Raw genomic sequence first — 24965 nt, 5'->3', positions numbered from 1 at the left:
CACACTCACATGACTAATCGATTTGACGCCATCATCGTCGGGGCCGGTCAGGCCGGTCCTTCGTTAGCGGGACGCCTCACCGCAGCTGGCCGCAAGGTTGCCATGATTGAACGCAAGCTCTTTGGCGGAACCTGCGTTAACACCGGCTGCATTCCCACCAAGACGCTTGTTGCGAGCGCGTACGTCGCGCACAAGGCGCGCACTGCGGCAGAATACGGGGTCGCTGCGGGCCCGGTCACCGTAGACATGAAGGCAGTCAAGGCTCGCAAGGATCAGATCTCCGGCAAATCCCGTACTGGAGTCGAAGGGTGGCTGCGCGGCTTGGAAAATTGCACCGTCTACACCGGTCACGCGCGCTTCGAGTCTGCACACGAAATCCGGGTAGGCGATGATCTACTCTCCGCCGATCAAATCTTCCTCAACGTCGGCGGACGCGCCCACATCCCGGACATGCCGGGCGTCGACACCGTCCCGTTCCTGACAAACGTCGGTATTCTGCAGTTAGATACACTCCCGCGCCATCTCGTCGTCGTCGGCGGCAGCTACATTGGCCTCGAATTCGCGCAGATGTATCGCCGCTTTGGAAGCGAAGTCGCCGTCGTCGAAATGGGTCCGCGACTGGTGCAGCACGAGGACGAAGATGTCTCCGAAGCCATCAAGGGCTTCCTCGAAAAAGAAGGCATCAAGATCCGGCTCAACGCCAAGTGTATTCACCTCGAACAGCGGGGCAGTGACGTAGCCGTCGGCGTCGAATGCGAAGCCGATGCATCGGTGAGCGTCGGATCCCACATCCTGCTTGCAGTAGGGCGCCGCCCTAATACCGACGATCTCGGCCTTGATCGCGCCGGCGTCGAATCTGATGAGCGCGGCTACATCAAGGTCGACGACCAGCTCCGGACCAACGTCCCCGGCATCTGGGCCATGGGCGATTGCAACGGCAAGGGCGCTTTTACCCACACCTCATACAACGACTTCGAAATCGTCGCCGCCAACCTGCTCGACAACGATCCTCGCCGCGTCAGCGATCGCATCCCGGCTCACTGCCTGTATACCGATCCGCCGCTCGGACGCGCCGGTATGACGGAAAGGGAAGTGCGTCAATCCGGAAGACCGGCTCTCATCGGCACACGCGCCATGACCAGGGTAGGCCGTGCCTACGAAAAGGGTGAGACGGAGGGTTTCCTCAAAATTCTTGTCGATGCCGAGACGAAAGCAATTCTCGGCGCTTCACTTCTCGGCACTGGATGCGATGAAGTCATCCACTGCATTCTCGACGTAATGTACGCCAAAAAGCCTTACACAACGATCTCGCGCGCCATGCACATCCATCCGACCGTCTCGGAACTGATCCCGACCGTCCTGCAGGATCTCAAGCCGCTCAAGTGAGTCGGAGGCCTAAGGGGGAGGGTGGTTAAATTATTGAAAACAATACTCTTATTGTTACATTCCGCAAATATTTGCAACTACAGTCAGTTATGGGCAAGAATCTGATTCTAAAAGGCTCAGGCCCGCTTGAGAGCGGGCCTGAAATGCACTTCTTTCTGTTTCTATTTTACGCGAGGTGTCAATAGGTACGTTGGAGCGGGGCAGCTAATCGTGGGCCTCGCCGGTCTCCGCCCGATGCGCGTACTTAATGATGTCTACGTCGGAAAGCACAACCAACCCCTCCTGCACCATCTGGTCCACTACCGGCAGGAAAGACTTGAGCTTTTCTTCCGTATCCACAACCGTCAGCATCATCGAGTTGTCACGCGACAGGTGAAACGGCTTTTCCTTATGCACCCGGCGGTGCGCCCCGTAGCCGGAGATGCCGCGATAGACCGTCACCCCGGCAAGATCGTGAGCGCGCATCGCCGTGACCAGCGCTTCGTGCAGCGGCTTATCCTGCCAGCGGTCGCTCTCGCCAACATAGATTCGCATCAGCTTCGCTTTGCCTTCGATCTTCACGTGCGGCGCAGGAGGCTTCTTCGCTTTTGCCGCTTGTGGTGGCTTGGCGATCATTGTCTCCTGTATTTCGATCATGCCCGTCCCAGCCATCTCCTGTAGCTGCGGCAACAGTTCGTCCACTTTCTCCTGAGTTTCAATGAACTCAATCTTCATCGGCATTTTGTCTGAGATATCCACCATGCTCGCGGAATGCAGATGATGATCCGCGCCAAACCCGGCCACTCCCTTCAACACGGTCGCGCCGGTAACGCCACGAAAGAACAAGAAATCGAGAATGCTCGCATAGGCTGCCGCACCCTTGTGGGTCGATCCTTCGCTCAGATAGATCGAAATTTTGGCCGCTTTTCCCGGATTCAACATAGCTTCTCCACTTCGGCAATCATCATCCGCTCACGAGCAGAGCCGCGCAAGCAGCACACCGCACCAAACCGCGGCGAGTCCAAGAACACAGCTCAGAATCACATAGAGCCCTGCGATGAAAAATGCGCCCGTCTGCAGGTTCGCAAATGTCTCCCACTCAAATGTCGAGAAGGTGCTGTAGGCGCCGACAAACCCAATCGGAATCAGAAAACGCAGAGCTGGACTAATCTCCGGCCGTTTGCCCATCAGAGTGAGTGCGAACCCTAGAATGAGGCAGGCAGTGATGTTCACGATGAAAGTGCCGTAGGGAAACCTCGTGCCCATGCGGTTTGCAACCGTGGCTCCAACCCAATAACGAGTAAGGGATCCAAGCGCGCCGCCCAAAGCAATGTAGACGTAGTTCTGCAAACAGTCTCCTTCCTCCACGTTCAACGGGAAGTCCAAACCATTCAATATCTATTCGGGAAGCGCGCCGGGGGAATACGACTCCACGACAGGCTTCCCTGTCAGGAGTCATCATCTGTCCGGCTAAAGAAGGGGACAGCGGTTAAAGGTGAACTCCTTCACCCTTAAATTCTGAAGTTATTTTAGCGCCACAGGCACAAAGCGCAAAATCAATTCAAATGCCGGTAGTGGGTCAATTTAAGTTTCAGCCAGGTTGTAGTTACCGATAACCCCATTTTTGAGGAGTGCCGCTCATTCACTTGTGAAATTCCATGCCCTTAAGCGACGATCTAGAGAATGAACGCTTACAACAGCAAGTTCCACGATGGGTTCGTAGATGGCTTACTGATTCGTGAGGCGCAGGTGATTATCTTCATCAGGACCGAAGGCAACGAGGCATTTGCCTTGGTCGCGGACGATGTGACAAGAATGCGGATGGACAGCCTCCTGCAGGGCAACATCATCTTTGACATTGTTATGCGTCAAGGACAGGAGCTGACCAGAAGCGACATGGACATCTACGGATTCGCTGCAAGCCCCGACGGAGAGAAGCTGGCAAATGACAAGCTTGAGCGGCTAAGAATAGAGAATCGGGTGGCGCTCGAAATCAATCCTTCGTACGGGTGCGAGTGCTTCTTGATCGCTCAGGCTGTCACACTGATTCCTCGATCTGAGCTGAAAAGTCTCAATCTCTGGTAAGAGTTCCCGAAAGTCTCGTTATCGGTAACTTCGCGCCCAGATCAAATTGACCTACTACCCAAATGCCATCTCATTCGGAACGCAGCTGCGAACCAATTGAGATGGCAATTTTCAATCGGTGGCGGTGTTAAGCCACGCGCTCAATCACCAGCGAGTCAATCGTGACCGGAGTCTTCGGCTTATCCTGCGCTCCGCGAGCGACGGTCGAAATCTTGTCGGCCACATCCTGCCCTTCAACCACTTCGCCAAAGATCGTATGCTTGCCCGTCAGCCACGTCGTCGGAGCGACTGTGATAAAGAACTGTGAGCCGTTCGTATTCGGCCCCGCATTCGCCATTGCCAGCTTGCCTTTTTTGTCGAAGGAGTGCGGAGACCCCTTCGTCTCGTCTTCGAACTTGTACCCAGGACCGCCCATGCCCGTCCCCGCCGGGTCGCCGCCCTGAATCATGAACTCCGGAATGACGCGATGAAAAATCGTGCCGTCATAGAGCTTGTCGCTACTCTTCTTGCCCCCTACAGGATGCGTCCACTCACGCTTGCCCTCGGCAAGCTCGACAAAATTGGCAACCGTCTTCGGTGCTTCTTTCTCAAAAAGACGGCAGACGACCGTCCCTTCGCTCGTTTTGAAAATCGCGTAGGTACCAGTGGAACGAGGCATGTGTACTCCTTAAGTTGAAAGTTTGTTGCAAAAGCCAACATCCCAAATAACAGATCCTTCCCCTTCACTGCGTTCAGGGTCAGGATGACAAGTTATTTATTGAGATGATGATGCCGATGGAGTGCTTGGAAGTGGCTGTCCCTCGGGCACGATCGTCACTTTTTTCAGAATCACCGGATCGACCGGCTTATCGTTGCCATCGCGCTCTACACGAGCAATCGTCTTGACCACCAGAATGCTCGAATCGTCGCACTGCCCGAAGATGGTGTGCTTCTGGTTTAGGTGCTCCGTCGGAACCTCGGTGATGAAGAACTGCGACCCATTCGTGTTTGGTCCGGAGTTCGCCATCGCCAGCCGTCCTGGCACGTCGAAGTTCAAGTTCGGGTCGAACTCATCCTGAAACATGTACCCCGGATCGCCCATACCCGTTGCTGTGGGATCGCCGCCCTGAATCATGAACTCAGGAATCACGCGATGAAACTGCGTACCGTCGTACAGAGGCTTGTTGTGCATCTTTTTGTGTGTCGTTCGATCGGTCCAGTCCTTCGTGCCCTGCGCCAACCCGGTAAAGTTGGCAACCGTCTCCGGAGCTTCCTTTGAAAAGAGCTTGCAAGTGATACGGCCCATGCTTGTATCCAGAACCGCCGTTGGTCCCGTCGGCTGCGGGCTGACATGCGCCTGTGTCCCCGGCGAATCCGGCAATTCCTGACTCGATGCCGGAGGCGTTGCTGGAGGGGTGGTCTGCTGTGGAGTGGATTGCTGTGCGAAAAGAAGTGAGGACGAAAGAAAAGCAAGCGAGGCTAGGCGAGCGAATGCGTTCATGCAATATCCCAATGGTTAGGGTATCGCATCGCCACAAGAACTGAAAACCCGGCCCGTCCGAAGAGCCATCATCCTGAGCGGAGCGAAGGATCTGTTTTTCAATAACGTTCCCTGGAGCACTTCTGCAAATTTGTGAAAATAATCTTTCGCGCAAAGTGACGCGAAAAGCAGATCCTTCACGTTGCTCAGGATGACAGCATTTATTACCCGGACGCAACTGTACAAGACAACGAAAGAAGACTACGAATTCACTGTTTCTTAAACGGCTGCTGCTCCCCAATCTTGGGCCGAGTCCCCGACTCCGCCTGCAACTCCTTCGCAGTAGCCTCCACCTCTCGAAATACGCGCAGCAAATTCCCGCCAAGAATCTTGTCGCAGTCCGCAGCCGAGTACCCGCGATCCATCAGTGCCTGCGTAATCTTCGGCAGATCGGCAGCCGAGTCGATCCCCTCGGGTAGCTGTCCTGAGACGCCATCGAAATCCGACCCTAACCCTACGTGGTCCACGCCTGCGACTTTCGCGATGTGGTCAATGTGATCAATCAGCGCGCTCAACGGAGGGCGTGGAATCTTGTCGGCATAGGATTTTTGCGGCTTCTCGAGATCGCCATACGTTACCTGCTTGCCTTCCTTGGCGAACTGCGCCTTCAGGTCTTCCGTAGCCGTCCTGACCTCCGGCTCCTGCTTCAGCATGGCGTCGCGGTACTCCTGGCTGATAAACGCCGAGTAGTAATTCACCATCACCACGCCACCCTTGCTGTTCGGCCCTCCGCTGCGAGCCACCGCGCGTAGCATGTCATCGGTCATGTTGCGCGGAGCATTGCACAGCGCCCGCGCCGACGAATGCGACGCAATGACCGGAGCCCGCGACGTAATCACGGCGCGATAAAACGTCTTGTCCGAGACGTGCGAGATGTCTACCATCATTCCCAGACGGTTCATCTCGTACACCACGTCCTTGCCGAAGTCCGTCAGCCCGTCTTCGGTGTGGTGGACCTTCGGATCGTCGGCGTCGCCCGACGAATCCGCCCAGTCATTCGAGTTCGACCAGGTCAGGGTCATGTAGCGCACACCCAGCCGGTAATAGTCGCGCAGCAGAGCCAGCGAGTTCTCAATCGAGTGACCACCCTCGATGCCCATCAGCGCGGCCAGCTTGTGCTCGCGGTGCGCCGTCACAATGTCCGCAGGCGAATACGCCATCATCATCTGGTTCGGGTGCTTTGCCGCCTGCTGATAGACCGCGTCAATCAACTCCAGCGTTCGCCGCGCATAGTGGTCTTTGTACAGATCCGGCTCGACCCAGATGGAGAAAAACTCCGCGCCCAGGTTGCCCTTCTTCGCCGCATCAAAATTCAACTGCCCGCCATTCAGCGGATCGGTGAGGTCATAGTTTTCATCCACCAGCCGCTGCGTCGTGTCTGCGTGCGTGTCAATCACAATGGCATTGCGGTGGACCGTGAGCGGATCGGTTGGAGCTTTTTTCACAGGAACGTTCTTGGTAGTTTGGGCAGCGATTGGCAGTGTGACAGCAAGTAAAAGTGCAGCGACGGGTCTAGTCTTCATATTTTTTGCGATGGCCGGATTGTAGCAGACAGCTTCCGAACTCCCCGTGGTCAAGATGAAAGACTATACACAAAAAACTGCAGTCCAATGCGCCGATCCGCTTTCCACAAGGCTTCCAATGCATGATTATGCTGATTCCTGGGCATGATCATTCATATTGACGCGTCATCGGAACCAAGGCACACTCTGGCATGGGAACCATAACGAACCCGGCTAACAACCAGCCAACCTTCCTCATGTGTCCCCCAAAACTCTATGACGTGAACTACGTCATCAATCCCTGGATGGAGGGCAACGTCCACCGCTCTTCGCGCGAGCAGGCCGCCATGCAGTGGGAGCACCTATACTGCGCCTTGTCTGCCATCGCGCACATCCACCTCGTCGAACCGCAGCCCGGCTCACCCGACATGGTTTTCACCGCCAACGCCGGTCTCGTTCACGACGGCATCGTCGCCCTGAGCAGCTTCCATCATCCTGAACGGCAGGGCGAAGAACCGCACTTCCGCCGCTGGTTTCACGAGTCTGGCTTTGCTGTATGCGAGCTTCCCCGTGCCACGCCGTTTGAGGGGGAAGGCGACGCGCTCTTCGAAGCCGACGGTTCGCGCCTGTGGGCGGGTCATGGTCTGCGCACGCGCGAATCGAGCCACCGCCATCTCACCGACCTGTGGAACATTGAGGTGGTCTCATTGCGATTGGTAGACCCGCGCTTCTATCACCTCGACACCTGCTTCTGCCCGCTCTCGAACGGCGACGTCATGTACTATCCCGCAGCCTTCGACGCCGATTCGCAGCTCCGCATCGAAACGCGCTACAGTCCGGCGAAGCGGATCGCCGTCTCCGAAGCTGACGCGCTGCGTTTCGCCTGCAATGCAGTCAATGCAGGGCGAAGCATTGTGCTGAACAGAATCAGCCCGGAGCTACGCGCGCAGTTGGAGTCGCGCGGCTTTTGCGTCATCGAAGTGGAGCTGACTGAATTCCTGAAAGCCGGCGGGGCTGCCAAGTGCCTCGTCCTGCGCCTCAGCGAAATGGACGTAACCCACGTGGTATAAGGTTCGGGACAGACCGAACCTGAAACGCCAGTCCCACCCGCAACACGATTCCACAGAAACTTGTTGGCAATCAGACGACATCTGTTATCGTCAAAACCCACGCCATGTTTCGGAGCGCCTGATGCCCGCAAACATCGAACACCGGCAGGTCGCAGCCAACGGCATCACCTTCCACGTCGCCGTTTCGGGTCCAGCAGACGCGAGGCCTATCCTCTGCATCCACGGCTTTCCCGAGGGCTGGATGAGCTGGCGACACGTCATGGAGTTGATGCCCGAGAACCGCATCTACGCGCCGGATCTGCGCGGCTACCCCGGCACCACTTATTCAAACGGGGGCTACGATGTCTTTACTCTCACCGATGACATCCGTGCGCTCATCGAAACGCTCGGCATTCAGGGTTGCTTGCTTGTTACCCACGACTGGGGAGGCGCGCTGGGATGGCTCTTCTCGCATCGCTATGCGTCGCTCATTCGCAAGCTGGTCGTCGTCAACTGCACGCATACAAAAACGCTTGTCCGCGCCGCGCTCACCTGTGAGGACTGGCAGCCATTTCGCATTCCCTGGGTGCCGTTCTTCCAGATTCCATGGTTCCCGGAGTGGTTTATGACCACGAATCTCGGCCGCAAGCTGCTGAAGTGGTCGTTCACCGTGAGACAAGGCCAGACGGGCACCATGGACATCGCACTCGTCGACGAAATCGTAGGCCGCTTCCAAACCGCCGCCGATATGCACGGACCCATCCAGTACTACCGCGCCTTCGTGCGCACCCTGCTTTTGCCGTCGCAGCACAAGCGTCTCTATGCGCTCTACCAGACGCCGATCAGCATCCCGGTCACGATGGTTTGGGGAATGAAAGACGGAGCACTGCCATCCGCAGTCGCCATCAAGAGCTTCAACGACGCGGGCTGCGAAGGTGATTGGCGACCGCTCCCCGGCGTAGGCCACTTCGTCGACCTCGAAGCATGGACAAAGCTGGCTGATGAAATTCAACGTGTGCTGTAGATTGCTCATGAAAGGTAAGTGACATGATCGTCGAGCGCGATCCCACTTTCAACAAAGGCTCCTTTCTTTCTGGGTCAGCGGATTTCTTGCCGTGGCGGTTTTCTTAAGACTTCGGCACAACCGTAATCGTCATTGTGCTTGGATACTTCTCTGAGTGATGAATCGACGTATGCGCTACGACCGAGGTCGTTTCATCGTAGTTATTCCCGCCGGTATTCAGGTTGCGATCGAAGCGAGGAAAATTCGAGCCAGCTACTTCCAGACGGATTCGATGTCCAGCCGCGAAGAGATTCGACGTATTCATCGGAGTCAACGTGACCTTGTAGACCTTGTCTTTTTCAAGCCATACGGTGTGATCGTCGCCATCGCGGTAGCGCAGCCGTTGGATCGTTTCGTCGAGGTTGTAGGCAGTCCCGTCGGGCAGCACGTCAATCAGCTTTGCCGTCACATCCGTGTCCTTCACGTCGGATGAAACATACAGCGTCACCGTGATCGGCCCGGAGACCTCGACATCCTGCGCCAAAGGCTCAGACGTATAGACAAGAATGTCATCACGCTCTTCCATCTTGCGCTGATCGAGCGCTCCGCCTGTGCCGGGAATCGAATTCCCCGCGCAGCACACGTTCCCGCCATAGCTCGGTGTCGGATGCATCGGATCGTAAGTAAAAGAGTCCGGAGCGTCGGCCTTCGCCGCGTTCGCAGGCGTGCCTGTAAGCGGCAGCAGGGAAGATGCGCCCTGAACTCCTGTCAGCGTCAGAACGCCATCTCCATGCAGCGTATTTGCGTGGCCCTCGCTCGTCAGCGCCAGCGTGACCGGCTTCGCACCCTCGGGCGGCCACGTATCCGAGTGCTGCCACTTATTCAGTCCCATGGTGTAGTACTGCACCTTGGGCGTCTTCTGCAGCACGCCGTTTTCCTCGCCTTTCAGAAAGTGATCGAACCACGCATAGGTGATTGCGTCATAGTCCAGCCGGGCATCGCCCATGTCGCGCTCGCCCACAACGGTGTGCTCTGTCGCGCGCTTGTACTGGCAATGCAGCGTCGGCGCAATGACCGCGTATTGCTCATTCGCGACCTCGCCTTTTGCGTGTTCGCGAACAAAGTTATACGCCGCGAGATTCGGTCCGGTCGAAACGTCATACCAGGTCATCATCCACAGCGCAGGAACGTTGATCGGCATCGTATCGGACTGCCAAATGCCGCCTTTGCGCCATGCCGGATCGTTTGGCGTACGCTCGATCATCGCTCCGCCCGTGGTGTTCGGCATCTTGTCGCTGTAAATCCCCTTGGGCCCATCCACCGCGGCAATAAAGTCTTTTTCCGGCAGATGCTCAAACGCCTTCGCCCAGTCCACCGGAGGCATCTGCGGCGCCAGATCGAACATCTTCGAAGCCTTGATCAGATCAGCTTGCGAGGTGTTCGGCGGAAACATCGGGCGCACCTGGTTCTGCTCTCCATAGAGCCAGTCGATAAACAACATCTGCACTGCGCCGCCGCGATACCAGTTACCCTGCTCGTTATACGGACCCACCTTGCCCACGCCCGCGCCAAAGCTCTCCGGAATAATCGTCGTCAGCGCTTTGTTGCCCAGCGAGGCCGCCGCCAGCTGCCACTCTGCGGTCGACGAGCACCCAATCAGCCCGACCTTTCCGTTCGACCACGGCTGCGAAGACATCCAGTTGAATTGATCATTCGCATCCGAGAGCGGCGCGCCCAGAATGTCGTAGTTTCCTTCTGAGAAGAAATGGCCGCGCTCATTCATCTCGACCAGCACGTAGCCGCGCTTCACGGCGTCCAACTCGGTGGACATGTCGCGGTATGTCCCGAGCCGCACATCCCAGAAATTGAAGTTGTACGGAGTGCGGCTGAAGATGATCGGATACTTCTTCGATGTGTCCTTGGGGCGATAAATATCCGCAGCCATGCGCTTGCCGTCGCGCATCGGAACCATCACCTTGCGATCGATGATGGCAACGTCTTCAAGCTGTTTCTCGATACTCTCGCGTTTTTCGATGAGAGCCTTGCGCTCTTCCGGAGTAAGGTTCGGTTGTGGGCGTTGTGCGAGGACGACCGGAGAAATGGCAAAAAGAACAGCTACTGCGGCACAGAAATGACGCATGCTTGGAGAAAAGCTCCTCAAGAAGATATCTTGCACAATATCAGATTCAAACGAAAAACTACTCTCAGGTGAAAAATGTGCTCTTATACTGCTTAGCCATGTTAAGACTTATCAACCACTGTGCCGAGTTTTTAGACAGAAAGAGCATTTCAAATATTCCGCGAGAGGTGCGCGGGATCTACGCCTTGCTTCAAAAGCAACCTGAAGTGAACAAGTATGATGTGGTTTACATTGGAATGTCGAGAACCGGCATTCGCGGAAGGCTTGCAGCGCATGCGCGGAAGGCTTGCAGCGCATGCGCGGAGCTCCAAAAAGAAAGAGCTTTGGAGCCATTTTTCACTATATTCCGTATGGCCGAACATAACCGATGACGAGATTATTGAGCTGGAGGGATTGTTCAGAGCGATCTACCGACGAGATTCAAGAGCGAACAGCATTGCCGTGCAGAAGAGTTTCAAGCAATTGAGAAGAGTTCGTGATAACAAATTTGATTGGAAGCCTAAATAGATAGACACTCCTTTGAAATCAAGATTTGATGATTTCACTCCAAGGTCTCCGTTCTACTGGCTGAGCGGAGTCCTCGCCGTTGGCATCTTCCTCGTCGGCCTGTTCGCGATGCTCGCGCCCGCAACCGGATCGATCATGTTCGGCATGCCAGCAGCCACCGACGACGCGCTTCCATGGATACGCCTCGCTGGCGTTCGTGATATTGCCCTCGGTCTCGTACTCTTCGCCACGATTGCCCTGAAGGAAGGCCGCACTACCGGCCTGCTGATTCTGCTCATTATTGTGGTCCCCATCGCCGATGTAATGACTGTCTTTTTGCGAACAGGGGTCAGCTACCACATCCTCATCCACGGAGGAGCGATCGTCTACATGGCTGCCCTCGGAACATTGCTGCTGCGCCGCAGGTAATTGCTTAGCTACGTTCCGAGCTCCACCCCGTAACTGGCGCAGTCGTCGTGATCTCGTCGCTGCGCTTTTTCCAGCTTCCGCGAATGTAGTCGCGGTTCATGATGGCGATCACTTCCAGCGGAATCTCCTTGGGGCAAACCGCAGTGCATTCGCCGATATTTGTGCAGCCGCCAAAGTCCTCAGCGTTCATCTGCGCCACCATGTTTACGGCACGATGATCGCGCTCCGGTGCTCCCTGCGGCAGCACGCTCAGGTGCGAAATCTTGGCTCCGGTGAACAATGCCGCAGCCGCATTCGGACAAGCAGCGACACAAGCGCCGCAGCCAATGCACGCCGCAGCATCCATCGAGCGGTCGGCAATCTCCTTGCCGACGGGAATTACGTTTCCATCCGGAGCATTTCCGGTTGAGACCGAGATATATCCACCCGCAGCAATGATGCGATCGAAAGCTCGGCGGTCGACAACCAGGTCCTTGATCTGCGGAAACGCTCCCGCGCGCCACGGCTCGATGATCAACTCTTCGCCGTCTTTGAAATGCCGCATCGTAAGCTGGCAGACAGTCGTCGCACGTTGAGGACCATGTGCGACACCGTTGATCATGAAGCCGCATGACCCGCAGATGCCTTCGCGGCAGTCGTGCTCAAACGCAACCGGCTCCTCGCCGCGTTCAATCAGTGTTTCGTTGAGCACGTCGAGGCATTCGAGCATCGACATCTCCGAACTGACATTGTCCATCGGATAGCTGGCAAAAGCGCCCTTGTCCTTCGCGCTCTTCTGTCGCCAGATCTTCAGCGTTAATTTCATTACTTGTAGCTCCTCTGGCTGGGATGAACGTAGTTGAAGGTCAACGGTTCCTTGTGCAGCTCTTCAGGGGCACCCGACCCGCGATACTCCCATGCGGCGACGTAGGAGAAGTGCTCGTCGTCGCGCTGAGCCTCGCCGTCCGGCGTCTGGTACTCCTCGCGGAAGTGTCCGCCGCATGACTCGTTGCGGTCGAGCGCGTCGATGCACATCAACTCTCCCAGTTCGAAGAAGTCCGCTACGCGCCCGGCTTTTTCAAGGCTTTGATTCAGGTCATCGCCCGATCCGGGAACGTTGACGTTCTGCCAATATTCTTCGTGGAGGGCACGAATCTGACCGATGGCCTTCTCAAGACCCTGCGCGGTGCGCGACATGCCGCACTCGTCCCACATGATCTTGCCCAGCTCGCGATGGAAGGAATCCACCGTGCGCTTGCCCTTGATCGAAAGCAGCTTCTGGGTCACCTGCTGCACGTTGGCAACCGCGCTGCGCGACTCCTCGCTCGAAGCATCCACCTTGCCGAATTTGTTCGAGGCCAGATAATTGCCAATCGTGTAAGGAATAACGAAGTATCCGTCCGACAACCCCTGCATGAGTGCGCTCGCGCCGAGCCGGTTCGCGCCGTGATCGGAGAAGTTCGCCTCACCGAGAACGAACAGTCCGGGGATCGTGCTCTGCAGGTGATAATCCACCCAAAGGCCGCCCATGGTGTAGTGGATGGCGGGATAGATGCGCATCGGGACCTTGTATGGGTCCTCATCCGTGATGCGCTGGTACATGTCGAAGAGGTTGCCATAGCGCTCGCTGATGGTATGTTCGCCCAGCCGCTTGATCGCATCGGCAAAGTCGAGATACACGCCCAAACCGCTTTCCCCAACGCCGCGTCCCTCATCGCAAACAGCTTTCGCGTTGCGTGAAGCCACATCACGAGGAACCAAGTTGCCGAAGCTGGGATAGCGCCGCTCCAGGTAGTAATCGCGCTCGGCCTCTGGAATTTGATCCGGCTTCCGCTTGTCGCCCTTGTTCAGAGGCACCCAGATGCGGCCATCGTTGCGCAGCGATTCGGACATGAGCGTCAGTTTCGACTGATAGTCGCCAGAGACGGGAATGCATGTCGGATGGATCTGCGTGTAGCAGGGATTGGCGAAGAGCGCTCCGCGCTTGTGCGCGCGCCAGCTTGCGGTGACGTTCGATCCCTTGGCGTTGGTGGACAGGTAGTAGACATTCCCGTACCCGCCAGTGCCGAGAATCACCGCGTCGGCAATGTGTGTATCGATCTCACCCGTTACCAGATTGCGCGTCACAATGCCGCGAGCCTTGCCGTCGACAACGATGAGGTCTAACATCTCCGTGCGCGGAAACATCTTGACCGTTCCGGCATGCACCTGCCGCTCCAGCGCCTGATACGCGCCCAGCAGAAGCTGCTGGCCTGTCTGGCCGCGCGCGTAGAAGGTACGCGAAACCTGCGCGCCGCCGAATGAACGATTCGTCAGCGCGCCGCCGTACTCACGCGCAAAGGGAACACCCTGTGCCACGCACTGATCGATGATGTTGACGCTGACCTGCGCCAGCCGGTAGACATTCGCCTCACGCGCGCGGAAATCGCCACCTTTAACCGTGTCATAGAAGAGCCGGTAGACGCTGTCGCCGTCGTTCTGGTAGTTCTTTGCTGCGTTGATGCCGCCCTGCGCGGCAATCGAGTGCGCGCGGCGCGGCGAATCCTGAAAGCAGAAGCATTTGATGTGATATCCCAGCTCGCCGAGCGTAGCCGCAGCGGACGCACCTGCCAGCCCCGAGCCGACAACGATCACCGTGTGCTTGCGCTTGTTCGCCGGGTTCACCAGCTTCAGCTCGAATTTCGTTTTGTCCCATGCCTGCTCGATGGGACCGGAAGGTGTTCTCGAATCGAGTGTCATTTACTTTACGATCCCCAGCAAAACGCTAATCGGAATTGAAATGTAGCCCAGCGTGATGATGACGGCGATCGCCACCGCTGCGCTTTTCAGAACCGGAGTGTGCTTCGGGTGGTTATAGCCAAGCGACTGGAACATGCTCGAGATGCCATGGCTCAAGTGGAACCCCAGCAGGCAGACTGAGAAGATGTACCACACCGAAACCCACCACACCTGAAATCCGGCGACAACGTTGTGGTACACATCGCCTTCAATAAACTGCGATTCCGGATGAATGTATCCCGCTGTGAACTGCAGCAAGTGGAAGATGACAAAAGCCAGAACGATCGGCCCGGACCAGTACATCGTCCGCGAAGCGTAAGAAGATGCGATTGCTTCCTTGCGGGAATAGCCAACTGGACGCGCACGCTTCTTCAGCAACCACAGTTGCACCGTGGCCGTGATGTGCAGCAGAACCGAAACAATCAGCACGATGCGCACCGGCCACAACAGCTCGCCGATGCTGTGGAGAAAACGCCCGTAGGCATTCAGCTTTTCGCGGCCCTCAAAAATCTGCAGATTTCCTGCCAGATGCCCAATGATGAAACCGAACAGGATCGCGCCCGTCACCGCCATCACCGCCTTCTTGCCATTCGTCGAACCCCAGAAGGTGGCTGCCGGATTCCGCCTTAAACCAACCGCAGCTGTGCTCATATGCGCTGTCCAACCTTACGATTCTTTGCCATTGGTCTTCCTCATCAACTTTAAAAGCTCATCCGTGCGGCACGATCCATCCCATCCAACCGAAGTCGGCGAATCAAAAGGGGAAATGCTCAGCCTGGAACTGGTACCGCTGTAAGGGCTCCGTCGCAACTGACAGGAGACGCTGAAATACTGTTGAAGCTTGAGTGAAGTCACCTTCTATTATTGGTGTCCGAAACGGCGACCGTCAAGAAACCACGCCGCTTCCGCCATCGGGAGACCGAAAACTGCCCCGCATCTTTTCCAGCAAGGCTGCAAACGCCTTTCCGCGATGACTCAGCAATTGCTTGTGATCGATGTCAATCTCGGCCATCGTCTTTCCCAGCGCTGGAAGATAAAACAAGGGATCATACCCAAACCCGCTGCTCCCGCGAGGCTCCTGAAGAATCTCACCCTCGACTGAACCTTCGGCGGTTGTCAGAATCTCTCCGTCACGGGCCGCAGCAATCACGCAGCGATAGCGGCCAGACTTCGGTCCCGCGTCCTGAGCCAACCTCTGTGTCAGGTACAAATTGTTGCGCTCATCTGCATCAGCGATCTGCTCAGGAACAAACCGCGCATCCTCGGCAAAACGAGCCGATCGCACCCCAGGCTCACCGCACAATGCGTCTACTTCCAGCCCTGAGTCGTCAGCTATAACGATATGTCCCGGTGCAAAACCGCTATAGTAAGCTGCCTTGAGACGCGCATTTTCCTCGAACGTAAGCCCATCCTCAATCGGAGCTGGAATGTCCCGCAGCCCCGGCAACGGAACCACATTGAACTGAAAGACCTGAGCGGCCGCGGCAAAATCACGCAGTTTCCCAGGGTTGCTGGTGGCTATATACAGAATCAGAGGCATAAATTACAGACTAAGGTACAAACCGTGACCTGAAAAACTGCGCCTGCTTTTGACAACTTCTCCACGCGTGTCAACTCTGCAACCTGTTTTCGCTGTGATACGGTGTTTCCAATCCAGAAAAGGCGGTGGAACAACTAATGTTCTGGAACGATACGAAATACGCGCTGCGCCAGCTCATCAAGACCCCAGGATTCACCCTGACCGCGGTTTTCACGCTGGCCCTCGGCATCGGCGTGAACGCGGCCATGTTCTCCGTCATCGATCAGGTGTTCCTCCGCCCGCTGCCGTATCCCAACGCCGGCAGGCTGGTACGGATGGGTGGCCTTCCACAAAACGGCACGGATTTCAACACGGTTTCCGTCCCTGATCTTCGGGATTGGCAGGCGCGCGCGCATTCATTTCAGGGAATCGGATTTTTTGGAATGCAGCCCGTCACTTTCGAGGGAACGGATGGCGCGCATCTCATGACGCAGATCATGAGCAGCACGAACCTCTTTGATCTGGTGGGAGTCCGTCCCCAGATGGGACGAGGTTTTGTTCCCGGCGACTCCAAAGAGGGAACGAACCGTGTGCTGATCATCAGTCACGAGATCTGGAAGAAATATCTCCACAGCGATCCTGACATTATTGGTCGCACAGTGAAGGTTAACACCGACCCCTATGCCGTCATCGGCGTCCTTCCTGAGGGGATCGGATTCCCGGGCAACGTAGATGAAGCAATCTATGCGCCGGTAAACATGGACGACAAGGGATTGGAGGGACGCGACAGTTCCACCCTGATGCCATTCGGATTATTGCGCGCCGGTGTTTCCATTGAGCAGGCGCGCAACGAACTGAACTCGATTCATGAGCAACTGCTCAAGGAATATCCAAAAGAAGAATCGAAAGAGCGCATACGCGTCGTCGACTATCGCGAGTCGCTCACCGAAAGCGCAAGGCCCGCCCTCTTAGCGCTCAATGGCGCCATCATTGCTGTCTGGCTCATCGCTTGTGCCAACGTTGCCGGGCTGATGCTGACGCGCACCAACGGGCGCAGGCGCGAAATTGCCATTCGCGGGGCCCTCGGCGCGGGCAGGCAGCGGATCATGCGGCAGTTTCTTACAGAAAGCCTTCTGCTGGCATTGGGTGGGGCAGTCGTTGGATTGGGGGTCGCATCTGCTGCCCTGCGATTACTGAAGCACTATCTCGAGGGTGCGGTTTTCAACGGCGACCGCATTCATATTGATGCGGCTGTTTGCGTGTTTCTGCTTCTGGCATCCTGCGTCTCGGCATTGCTCTTCGGCCTGGTTCCGGCATGGATGGCTTCGAATGTACCCGCACAGGAAGGTCTGCGCGAAGGCGCCGTCGCTACAGGAACGAGCAAGCGGCAGGCACACCTTCGCGATAGCATCGTTGTAGCCGAAATTACTCTGACGCTTGCACTGCTGATCGCCGCCGGGCTCATGATGCGCACCCTCATCACGCTGCGTCAGACGGAAAAGGGATTCGTCACGGAACACGTGGTAACGGCAATGCTCTTCATGCCGACGCATGGAGCATGGTGGAACGTCCAGAACCCGGAGAAGGCCGCCAACCTGGTACAGGTCTTCTATCAGCCTGTGATTGACAGGTTGATGCACACGCCTGGAATCTCGGCTGTCGGATTTACCACCGTGCGTCCGTTGGAGCCGGGCTGGAACTTCATTGATGGAATCGTTGTGAACGGCAGGCCAAAGCCGAATAAAGGCGACGAGCCGAGCGCACATTTGAGCAGCGCCAACGACGGCTACTTCAAAGTATTCGGCGTACGGTTGTTGAAGGGAAGATTCTTTGACGCTCTGGACACTCCAGACTCACCCATTGTGGCCGTCGTCAACGACTCATTCGCGAAGCAGATTTTCCCCGGCGAAGATCCTCTAGGCAAGCAAATCGAAGTTGCTGATGCGCCTGGGCCACGGCATTGGGCAACCATTGTTGGTGTTGCCGGAGACGTCCATCAACAGACGCTGGGAGAGGCGCCAAATCCTGAGATGGATCTCAACCTGATGCAGATGAATCCCCACGATGAGATGTATCCGATCCTCTCGTCGTTCATGAATATCGCAGTCCGCACCAGTCTTCCCCCGACCGTGGCGGAAAAGACAATTCACAGCGCGATACAGGCGATAGGCCCCGACATTGCCATGCAGGGATTCAAGTCCATGGACGATATCGTCGATGACTCGATGGGCAGCCAGACCCTTGCTGCGCGCCTCCTCGGCATCTTTGGATTTGCCGCCCTCGTCATTGCCATTGCCGGAATCTACGGCCTGCTCTCTTACTCTGTGAGCCAGCGTACCCGCGAATTCGGCGTGCGTATCGCTCTCGGCTCGCCGCAGAACACCGTCCTCTGGCTCGTCCTGCGTCACGCCCTCATCCTGCTCGGCATCGGGGTAGCCGCCGGAATCGCTATCGCCGTCGCCGCCAGCGGAGTGATGCGCGCCTTCATCTACGGCTTCCACGGATACGACATCTTCACCGTCTTTGCCGTCGCCGCCATCCTCGCGCTCTGCGGCCTGGCCGCCAGCTACATCCCCGCGCGCCGTGCTGCTGCTGTTAACCCCATCGAGGCCCTGCGCACAGAATGATCATCCACAAACGATTTGTAACCGTATTGCTTACAGTTTCCGCCATCAGCCTTTCGCTGTCCGCGCAGACTTCCGGTACTCCGCTGACCGCCGCTGAAGCTATCAAGCGCATCATTGCAGCCACGGGCGCAACGCCGCCGCCGGACACGGTGGACACGATCAAGGGCGGCGATCCGAACACGGTTGTCACCGGGATCGCAACGACTTTCCTCGACACCTATCAGGTTCTTGAGAAGGCAGTCGCAGACAACAAGAATTTCATCATCACGCATGAGCCGACGTTCTATAACCACCCGGACGACATGACAGTGCTGGGCGACGATGCTGTGCAGGCGCAGAAGCGCGCCTACATCAAAGAGCATCATCTCGTCGTCTGGCGCTTTCATGACACCTGGCATCTTCGCCATCCCGATGGCATCCTTGAAGGTGTTATAGACGAGTTTGGCTGGAAGCCGAATCAGAGCACCTCAGATCCGAACCTCTTTACCATTCCGCAGACAACCGTGGCACAACTTGCAGGCAGCCTGCGCGCGAAAACAGGCCTGCATATTATGCGCGTCATCGGCGACCCCAAGATGCCGGTCACGCAGGTAGCCCTGATGCCCGGAGCAGCCGGTCTTACTCGTCAAGTGAAAATGCTCGAGCGCGACGATGTACAGGTGCTTGTTGCCGGAGAGGCCGCGGAATGGGAGACTGTCGAATATGCACGCGACGCGTCCGCACAGGGAAGACACAAGGCACTGATCCTGCTCGGCCACGAAATCTCAGAGGAAGCCGGAATGCGCTACTGCGCCGAATGGCTGAAAAGCGTGCTGCCCGGAGTTCCGATCGAATATATCCGCGCTGGTGAACCCTACTGGATGCCAGGACAATAAAATAAATAAACAACGCGATGTCATCCTGAGCGAAGCGAAGAATCTGCTTTTCTAGTCTTGATCGATCTGAATCAGCCTCTACCCAAAACACGCTGCGTCCGCACCTGCAACAGCAGCATCACTATCGCAGCCACCAAGGGCACAGCCAAGCCTGTCCGCAGCGAACCGCTCAGCGAAGCCACCTGGCCAGTCATCCACGGCAACACCGCCCCACCGAGCCCGCTGATCGCAAACACCCATCGCGATTCCGAAGGACCACTCGCAATCGCCAGCACTTTCGACAGACACAAGGGAAAAATAGGAGCCAGCATCAATCCCGCCAGCGCAGCGCTCGTTATACTCATTGCGGGCGTGTAGCTGAGCAGAAGCATCACGTTGCTTACCAGCACCACACAAAGCGTAATCATCAGCAGCCCGGACTCAGAAATCCTCTTCAGCACTGCCGGCGCAACCGACCTGCCCACAAGCAGCGCGATCCAGAAGAACGACGTCGCAATCGGCGCATACAAACCGCTCGCAAGCGGCAAACGATGCACGTAGGTCATCATCCAGCCGCTAATCGACGACTCAACTCCGACGTAAAGAAATGCAAAGATCGCGAGCGGAACGAGCAAAGAGAACTTTGTATGCCGATTGCTCACAACCGTGATCTCGTCGCGCAACTGCGACACGTAGCGATATTGGAGCGCAAGCGCGAACAGAGGCAGTACGGCAGCCAGAGCAAGCCCAAGATAGATCGAATTCGCCGATTCGAATCGCTCCCAGACTGTAGCCAGCATCGGACAGACAACCGCGCCTAGTCCCCAGAACGCATTTAGCAGCGACAACGACGCGCCACGATTTGTCGTGTACATGCGCCCGAAAATCATGCTGATCGCCGTCATCGCTGAGCCAAGGCCAAGCCCGTAGCAGAAGAGAATCAGCGGAGCAAGATGACCTCGGCAAAACGCAAAAGCAATCGAGCCGAGAATGAGCAACACGTATCCCCGAACAATGCTTTTGAACAAATCAGATTGCATCAGGAGCGCGCCGGTTGACGATCCGGCAAACTGCGCTGCAAACAGAAACCCGGAATGGCTGTCGCTCAGGCCCCAGATTCCACTCAGCGCCGGCAGGATACAGCCAAGCAGATTGGTACCAATCCCGGTTAGAACAAATCCCAGATAGAGCGCCGCTACGACCTGAGCAGATGGCTTGTTTTCACCGTTCAATGAATTGACCATTCCTGCTGTGGGAGCCCACCCTGGCATCGAACCAATCAATCCTATCGCATTCAGCAATTGGGCTTAAAACACAGCGTAAAACAAGTAAAACCTGACAAAAAATTCACGCCCCGCCATGGCTCCGCCGGATATACTTCACCGTCGGGCAGCGACCCGATACAGGAGTCTTCAAAATGGAAAATGCAGTCATGGGTCTGACCCCATATCTCACCGTCAGCGATGCCAAGGCAGCCATTGAGTTCTACAAAAAGGCTTTCGGCGCATCTGAAGTCGCCCGCCACGGCGCGCCAGGCAGCGACAAACTCATGCACGTCCATCTCAACATCAACGGCAGCGCCCTCTTTTTTGCCGATGATTTTCCCGAATTCCATGACGGCAAAAGCAGTACGCCGCAGGCACTGGGCGGCACGTCCGTAACCCTCCACCTTCAGGTCGAGGACGGCCAGGCGGCCTGGGACCGTGCTGTCGCCGCCGGTGGCACCGTCGTCATGCCATTCAAGGAGCAGTTCTGGGGTGACCTCTACGGCCAGTTCACCGATCCCTTCGGACACTTGTGGTCCATTGGGCAATCCGTGAAGAACCCGACCCCAACCGAACTTGAAGAAGGCGCTGAAGCTGCTTTCGAAAGAGGCAGGGAAAAAGCTGGCAAGGTTTAACGAAGCCTGATCACCACTGGTCTAATCTCCCACTCTCACTCGTTCCGGTGAAGGGAAGGCCCTTCACCGGAGCAAACCCGCCTGCTTGACAAATACCCGCCTGCGATTAATAAATTGTTGTGTCTGGAAGATGGTAACGATTCCAAACCAGTAAAAACAACCTGTCCGATGAATGCTGTCTATTGTTGAAACCGGAGTGAGCATGTCATTTTTCGCAAAGAGCCTTGTCGCCATCCTAGGGACGGCAATCGCAGTGGGCGCGGTCGCACAGACCATGAAGGCGCCTGACATTACCAAGCAGCCTACCTTGTACGTGGTGCCATATGCCCATCTCGATACGCAGTGGCGCTGGGATTTTCAGCAATCGATTAGCGAATACCTTCTAAAAACGATGCGCGTGAACTTCGATTACATCTCGAAGTACCCGCACTATGTTTTCAACTGGACAGGCGCAAATCGATATCGGCTGATGAAGGAGTATTTCCCTGACGATTACGCGAAGATGAAGCAATACATCGCCGCAGGGAACTGGTATCCGGCAGGTTCCTCGATGGAAGAAGGCGATGTGAATCTACCCAGCGCGGAGTCTATTTTTCGGCAGGTACTGTACGGCAACACTTACTTCCGGAAGGAATTCGGCAAGGCCAGCGCCGAGTACATGCTGCCCGACTGCTTCGGATTCCCGGCATCGTTGCCCACCATCCTGGCTCATGCCGGGGTGAAGGGCTTTTCAACACAGAAACTCAGCGCAGCCTGGCAGCCAGCGCCACAAGTGGGTGGACCGGATTCTCCGGAACAGACTCCGGAAGGCATTCCCTTCAATGTCGGCGTATGGGAGGGCCCCGATGGGGAGACTGTTCTGGCTGCTCTGAATCCCGGCGGCTACGGCAGCCGAATCCACTCCGATTTGAGCAAGACTCCACCGCCATCTCCAGCCCCAGATTCTTTCCGCGGTCCCGGGCAAGGTCCACCGGAGACGGATTGGGTGAAGCGCATCGACATCGATGGCAAAGCTACGGGCGTCTTCGCCGACTATCACTACATCGGAACGGGCGACATCGGTGGGGCAGTGGATGAAGAGTCAGTGAAGCTTCTCGAAGCGATGGTGACGCAAGGCGATGCTGTCCTTCCCTCGGCCGGAAATTCTTCACAGGGAACAGATGGCCATCCAGTTCGTCTGGGCGACGGTCCGGTACGCGTTGTCTCCTCTGCCGCAGACCAGATGTTCCTCGATATTAAGCCGGACATGCAATCGAAGATGCCGAGGTACAAAGGCGACCTCGAACTGATCAACCACTCAGCCGGATCGCTGACCTCGCAGGCTTACCACAAGCGTTGGAACCGCGAAAATGAGCTTCTCGCCGATGCTGCTGAAAAAGCTTCTGTAGCGGCTGCGTGGATGGGCGGACGTCCATATCCGCAACAGCGGCTGAACGATGCCTGGACGCTCGTGATGGGCGGACAATTCCACGATACCGGCGCCGGCACGGCTACGCCCCGCGCCTATGAGTTCGCACAGAATGACGATGTCATCGCGCTCAACCAGTTTGCGACTGTGCTCACGAGCGCAACTCAGTCGATAGCATCCGGGCTAAACACGCAAGTCAGCGGAATCCCGGTTGTCGTCTACAACCCGCTGAACATCGAGCGAGAAGACATCGTTGAAGCCGCAGTCACGTTTCCCGGCTCACAGCCAAAGGCCGTCCGCGTCACCGGCCCCGATGGTAAAGACGTCCCCGCGCAACTTGAGAATGGCAAAGTGCTCTTCGTAGCGAAGACACCATCTGTCGGCTACGCCATTTACAGCGTCGCGCCTACGGGAGCGCCCAGCGGTTCATCGGATCTGCACGTAACTGAATCCTCGCTCGAGAACGCCCGCTACAAGGTCATACTCAACAGCGACGGCGACGTATCCAGCATCTTCGACAAGACCCTCAACAAGGAACTCCTCTCCGCGCCCATTCGTCTCGCCATCTCCAACGACACGCCCAGACAATGGCCTGCATGGAACATGGATTTCGATCAGGAGCAGGCTGCTCCGCGCAGGTACGTTGCCGGTCCGGCAAAAGTCCGCGTTGTCGAGAACGGTCCCGCACGCATAGCCGTCGAAGTCTCACGCGAAACCGAAGGATCGAAGTTCGTGCAGACGATTCGCCTGTCCGATGGCGATGCAGGCAATCGAGTCGAGTTCAGCAATTCCATTGACTGGAAATCTCTGTCGGCAAATCTCAAAGCCGTCTTTCCGCTCTCTGCGAGCAATAAGATGGCGACCTACAACTGGGAAGTTGGAACCATCCAGCGTCCCAATGCCTACGATCGCCAGTTTGAAGTTGCGTCGCACCACTGGATCGACCTTACTGACGACAGCGGCTCCTATGGCGCCACGATTCTCACCGGCTTCAAAAACGGCTCCGACAAGCGGGATGATCGGACCATTCGTCTTACCCTGCTCCGTTCTCCCGGATATCTCCCGGGGAACGAAAGACGCGCTTATTCCGATGAGCTAAATCAGGACTGGGGCCATCACGAGATTCTCTTCGGCATCGCCGGCCACGCTGACGACTGGAGACAGGGGCAAACCGACTGGCAGGCTTATCGCCTGAGTTCGCCACTCATCGCCTTCGAAACCGAAAAGCACACAGGCAGGCTCGGCCATAGCTTCTCACTCGTTACTGTCAGCAACCCGCGCATCCGCGTCCTCGCGCTCAAGAAAGCTGAGACGAGCGACGAAGTCATCCTGCGCATGGTGGAACTCGACGGCAAGCCCGAGCAGAACGTCCGCGTTAAGTTTGCCGGTCCCGTCACGGCTGCGCGCGAAGTCAATGGTCAAGAACTCCCGCTCGGCTCCGCAAACGTAGTCGATGGAGCGCTTGAGACTTCCTTCAAGCCTTATCAGCCGGAATCCTTCGCTCTTAAGCTCGGGACCGCGCCGGCACAACTAAACTCCGTGAAATCGCAGCCGGTCACCCTCAAGTACGATCTCGCTGCAGCCAGCGAGGACGACACGAAATCCACCGGAGGCTTCGACGCAAAAGGCGACGCGCTGCCAGCCGAGATGCTGCCCGCAGACCTCGCCCTCAACGATGTGAATTTCAGGCTCGCTCCGGGCGGCGCCTCAAAGCCTGACGCAGCCATAGCGCACGGCCAGACAATCCATCTACCTGTTGGCAATTTCAATATGGTATACATCCTCGCCGCTTCCGATGACGGCGATCAGAAGGCCACTTTCCAGGTTGGAAAAAAGCCGGTCGAACTCACCGTTGAAAACTGGGGCGGATTCGTCGGACAATGGGACACGCGCCTCTGGAAGCCTGCCCCCGATACTGTTCCCGTCCGGCAGTTTGGCAGCAACAGTCCGGCCAAGGAAGTAGCACTGCGCAAGAACTGGGCCGTATCCGCCCATCATGCTACATGGGACCTGAGCGACCGTGGTTCGCCAAACTGGTCTCCGCGATATCCGGAAGACTATTTGGGACTGCAACCTGGCTACATCAAGCCCGCCAGCCTGGCGTGGTACGCATCGCATCACCATACACCGGACGGTCTGAATGAGCCTTACGAATATAGTTATCTCTTTGCATACGGGATACCGCTCCCGCCGCACACCAGCACGCTCACGCTTCCGGCAAACGACAAGATTCGTATCCTGGCCATTTCGGTCGCCAGCGAGAACCCATCCGTCAAGCCGGCGCAACCGCTGTATGACACGTTAGGACGCACTCAACCATGA

20 protein-coding genes and 1 riboswitch are annotated in these 24965 nt (G+C 56.7%); of the genes, 9 read left to right on the top strand and 11 right to left on the bottom strand.

The window, feature by feature from the left end; genetic code table 11:
* The first annotated feature begins 9 nt into the window (after nt 1–9).
* Nucleotides 10–1386, top strand: a complete 1377-nt coding sequence (locus tag H7849_RS09370) for an FAD-containing oxidoreductase (RefSeq protein ID WP_186745957.1) — start codon at nt 10–12, stop codon at nt 1384–1386.
* Nucleotides 1387–1590: 204 nt separating this feature from the next.
* Here H7849_RS09370 and H7849_RS09365 read toward each other — a convergent pair whose 3' ends face one another.
* A complete protein-coding gene (locus H7849_RS09365; protein ID WP_186745955.1) occupies nt 1591–2307 on the bottom strand; it encodes a DUF190 domain-containing protein in 717 nt (238 codons plus the stop codon).
* Between the two features lie 30 nt (nt 2308–2337).
* A complete protein-coding gene (crcB, locus tag H7849_RS09360) occupies nt 2338–2715 on the bottom strand; it encodes a fluoride efflux transporter CrcB (protein WP_186745953.1) in 378 nt (125 codons plus the stop codon).
* A 92-nt stretch (nt 2716–2807) separates the two neighbouring features.
* Nucleotides 2808–2884: riboswitch (Fluoride riboswitch) on the bottom strand.
* Between the two features lie 164 nt (nt 2885–3048).
* On the opposite strand from crcB, the gene H7849_RS09355 reads away from it, so the two are divergent.
* Complete coding sequence (locus tag H7849_RS09355) at nt 3049–3450, top strand: hypothetical protein (protein WP_186745952.1); 402 nt, start codon at nt 3049–3051, stop codon at nt 3448–3450.
* A gap of 127 nt (nt 3451–3577) precedes the next feature.
* On the opposite strand, the gene H7849_RS09350 is transcribed toward H7849_RS09355, so the two are convergent.
* From H7849_RS09350 to H7849_RS09340, 3 genes are all read right to left on the bottom strand, one after another.
* On the bottom strand, nt 3578–4108 hold the full coding sequence (locus tag H7849_RS09350; protein ID WP_186745950.1) for a peptidylprolyl isomerase: 531 nt from the start codon (nt 4106–4108) through the stop codon (nt 3578–3580).
* A 96-nt stretch (nt 4109–4204) separates the two neighbouring features.
* Nucleotides 4205–4930 (bottom strand): peptidylprolyl isomerase, encoded by a 726-nt coding sequence (locus H7849_RS09345; RefSeq protein WP_186745948.1) that lies wholly within the window; start codon nt 4928–4930, stop codon nt 4205–4207.
* Nucleotides 4931–5178: 248 nt separating this feature from the next.
* Nucleotides 5179–6492: a dipeptidase gene (locus tag H7849_RS09340; RefSeq protein WP_186745946.1), complete on the bottom strand. Its 1314-nt coding sequence runs from the start codon at nt 6490–6492 to the stop codon at nt 5179–5181.
* 191 nt (nt 6493–6683) lie between these two features.
* Between H7849_RS09340 and H7849_RS09335 the strand changes: the two genes are divergently transcribed.
* Complete coding sequence (locus H7849_RS09335; RefSeq protein WP_186745945.1) at nt 6684–7541, top strand: dimethylarginine dimethylaminohydrolase family protein; 858 nt, start codon at nt 6684–6686, stop codon at nt 7539–7541.
* 121 nt (nt 7542–7662) lie between these two features.
* Nucleotides 7663–8544, top strand: a complete 882-nt coding sequence (locus tag H7849_RS09330) for an alpha/beta fold hydrolase (RefSeq protein WP_186745943.1) — start codon at nt 7663–7665, stop codon at nt 8542–8544.
* A 103-nt stretch (nt 8545–8647) separates the two neighbouring features.
* Here the strand turns inward: H7849_RS09330 and H7849_RS09325 are convergent, their stop codons facing one another.
* On the bottom strand, nt 8648–10663 hold the full coding sequence (locus tag H7849_RS09325) for a CocE/NonD family hydrolase (RefSeq protein ID WP_186745941.1): 2016 nt from the start codon (nt 10661–10663) through the stop codon (nt 8648–8650).
* A gap of 519 nt (nt 10664–11182) precedes the next feature.
* Between H7849_RS09325 and H7849_RS09320 the strand changes: the two genes are divergently transcribed.
* Nucleotides 11183–11578 (top strand): DUF4267 domain-containing protein, encoded by a 396-nt coding sequence (locus H7849_RS09320; protein WP_186745939.1) that lies wholly within the window; start codon nt 11183–11185, stop codon nt 11576–11578.
* A 4-nt stretch (nt 11579–11582) separates the two neighbouring features.
* Here the strand turns inward: H7849_RS09320 and H7849_RS09315 are convergent, their stop codons facing one another.
* From H7849_RS09315 to H7849_RS09300, 4 genes are all read right to left on the bottom strand, one after another.
* Nucleotides 11583–12383, bottom strand: coding sequence for a succinate dehydrogenase/fumarate reductase iron-sulfur subunit (locus H7849_RS09315; RefSeq protein ID WP_186745937.1), 801 nt, complete (start codon nt 12381–12383; stop codon nt 11583–11585).
* Nucleotides 12383–14296 carry a fumarate reductase/succinate dehydrogenase flavoprotein subunit gene (locus tag H7849_RS09310; RefSeq protein WP_186745935.1) on the bottom strand — a complete coding sequence of 638 codons (1914 nt, stop codon included), beginning with the start codon at nt 14294–14296 and terminating at the stop codon, nt 12383–12385. The genes H7849_RS09315 and H7849_RS09310 overlap by 1 nt, the downstream gene beginning before the upstream one ends.
* The gene (locus H7849_RS09305) at nt 14297–14986 is read right to left on the bottom strand and encodes a succinate dehydrogenase cytochrome b subunit (RefSeq protein ID WP_186745934.1); all 690 of its coding nucleotides are present in this window, start codon (nt 14984–14986) and stop codon (nt 14297–14299) included.
* Nucleotides 14987–15221: 235 nt separating this feature from the next.
* Complete coding sequence (locus H7849_RS09300) at nt 15222–15875, bottom strand: non-canonical purine NTP pyrophosphatase (RefSeq protein ID WP_186745932.1); 654 nt, start codon at nt 15873–15875, stop codon at nt 15222–15224.
* A 137-nt stretch (nt 15876–16012) separates the two neighbouring features.
* On the opposite strand from H7849_RS09300, the gene H7849_RS09295 reads away from it, so the two are divergent.
* Together H7849_RS09295 and H7849_RS09290 are read left to right on the top strand one after the other, a co-directional pair.
* Entirely contained in the window at nt 16013–18481 is a 2469-nt protein-coding gene (locus H7849_RS09295) for an ABC transporter permease (RefSeq protein ID WP_186745930.1), read from the top strand.
* A complete protein-coding gene (locus H7849_RS09290) occupies nt 18478–19356 on the top strand; it encodes a Nif3-like dinuclear metal center hexameric protein (RefSeq protein ID WP_186745928.1) in 879 nt (292 codons plus the stop codon). The genes H7849_RS09295 and H7849_RS09290 overlap by 4 nt, the downstream gene beginning before the upstream one ends.
* A gap of 71 nt (nt 19357–19427) precedes the next feature.
* Here H7849_RS09290 and H7849_RS09285 read toward each other — a convergent pair whose 3' ends face one another.
* A complete protein-coding gene (locus tag H7849_RS09285; protein ID WP_186745927.1) occupies nt 19428–20606 on the bottom strand; it encodes an MFS transporter in 1179 nt (392 codons plus the stop codon).
* 146 nt (nt 20607–20752) lie between these two features.
* Here H7849_RS09285 and H7849_RS09280 point away from each other — a divergent pair, with 146 nt between their 5' ends.
* Both H7849_RS09280 and H7849_RS09275 read left to right on the top strand, forming a co-directional pair.
* Nucleotides 20753–21235: a VOC family protein gene (locus H7849_RS09280; RefSeq protein ID WP_186745925.1), complete on the top strand. Its 483-nt coding sequence runs from the start codon at nt 20753–20755 to the stop codon at nt 21233–21235.
* Between the two features lie 202 nt (nt 21236–21437).
* Nucleotides 21438–24965 (top strand): alpha-mannosidase, encoded by a 3528-nt coding sequence (locus H7849_RS09275; protein WP_251106710.1) that lies wholly within the window; start codon nt 21438–21440, stop codon nt 24963–24965.

Source organism: Alloacidobacterium dinghuense, assembly GCF_014274465.1.
Taxonomy (GTDB): Bacteria; Acidobacteriota; Terriglobia; order Terriglobales; family Acidobacteriaceae; genus Alloacidobacterium; species Alloacidobacterium dinghuense.
Note: the sequence above shows the minus strand (reverse complement) of the source record. Positions and strands in the feature narration are given on the sequence as shown.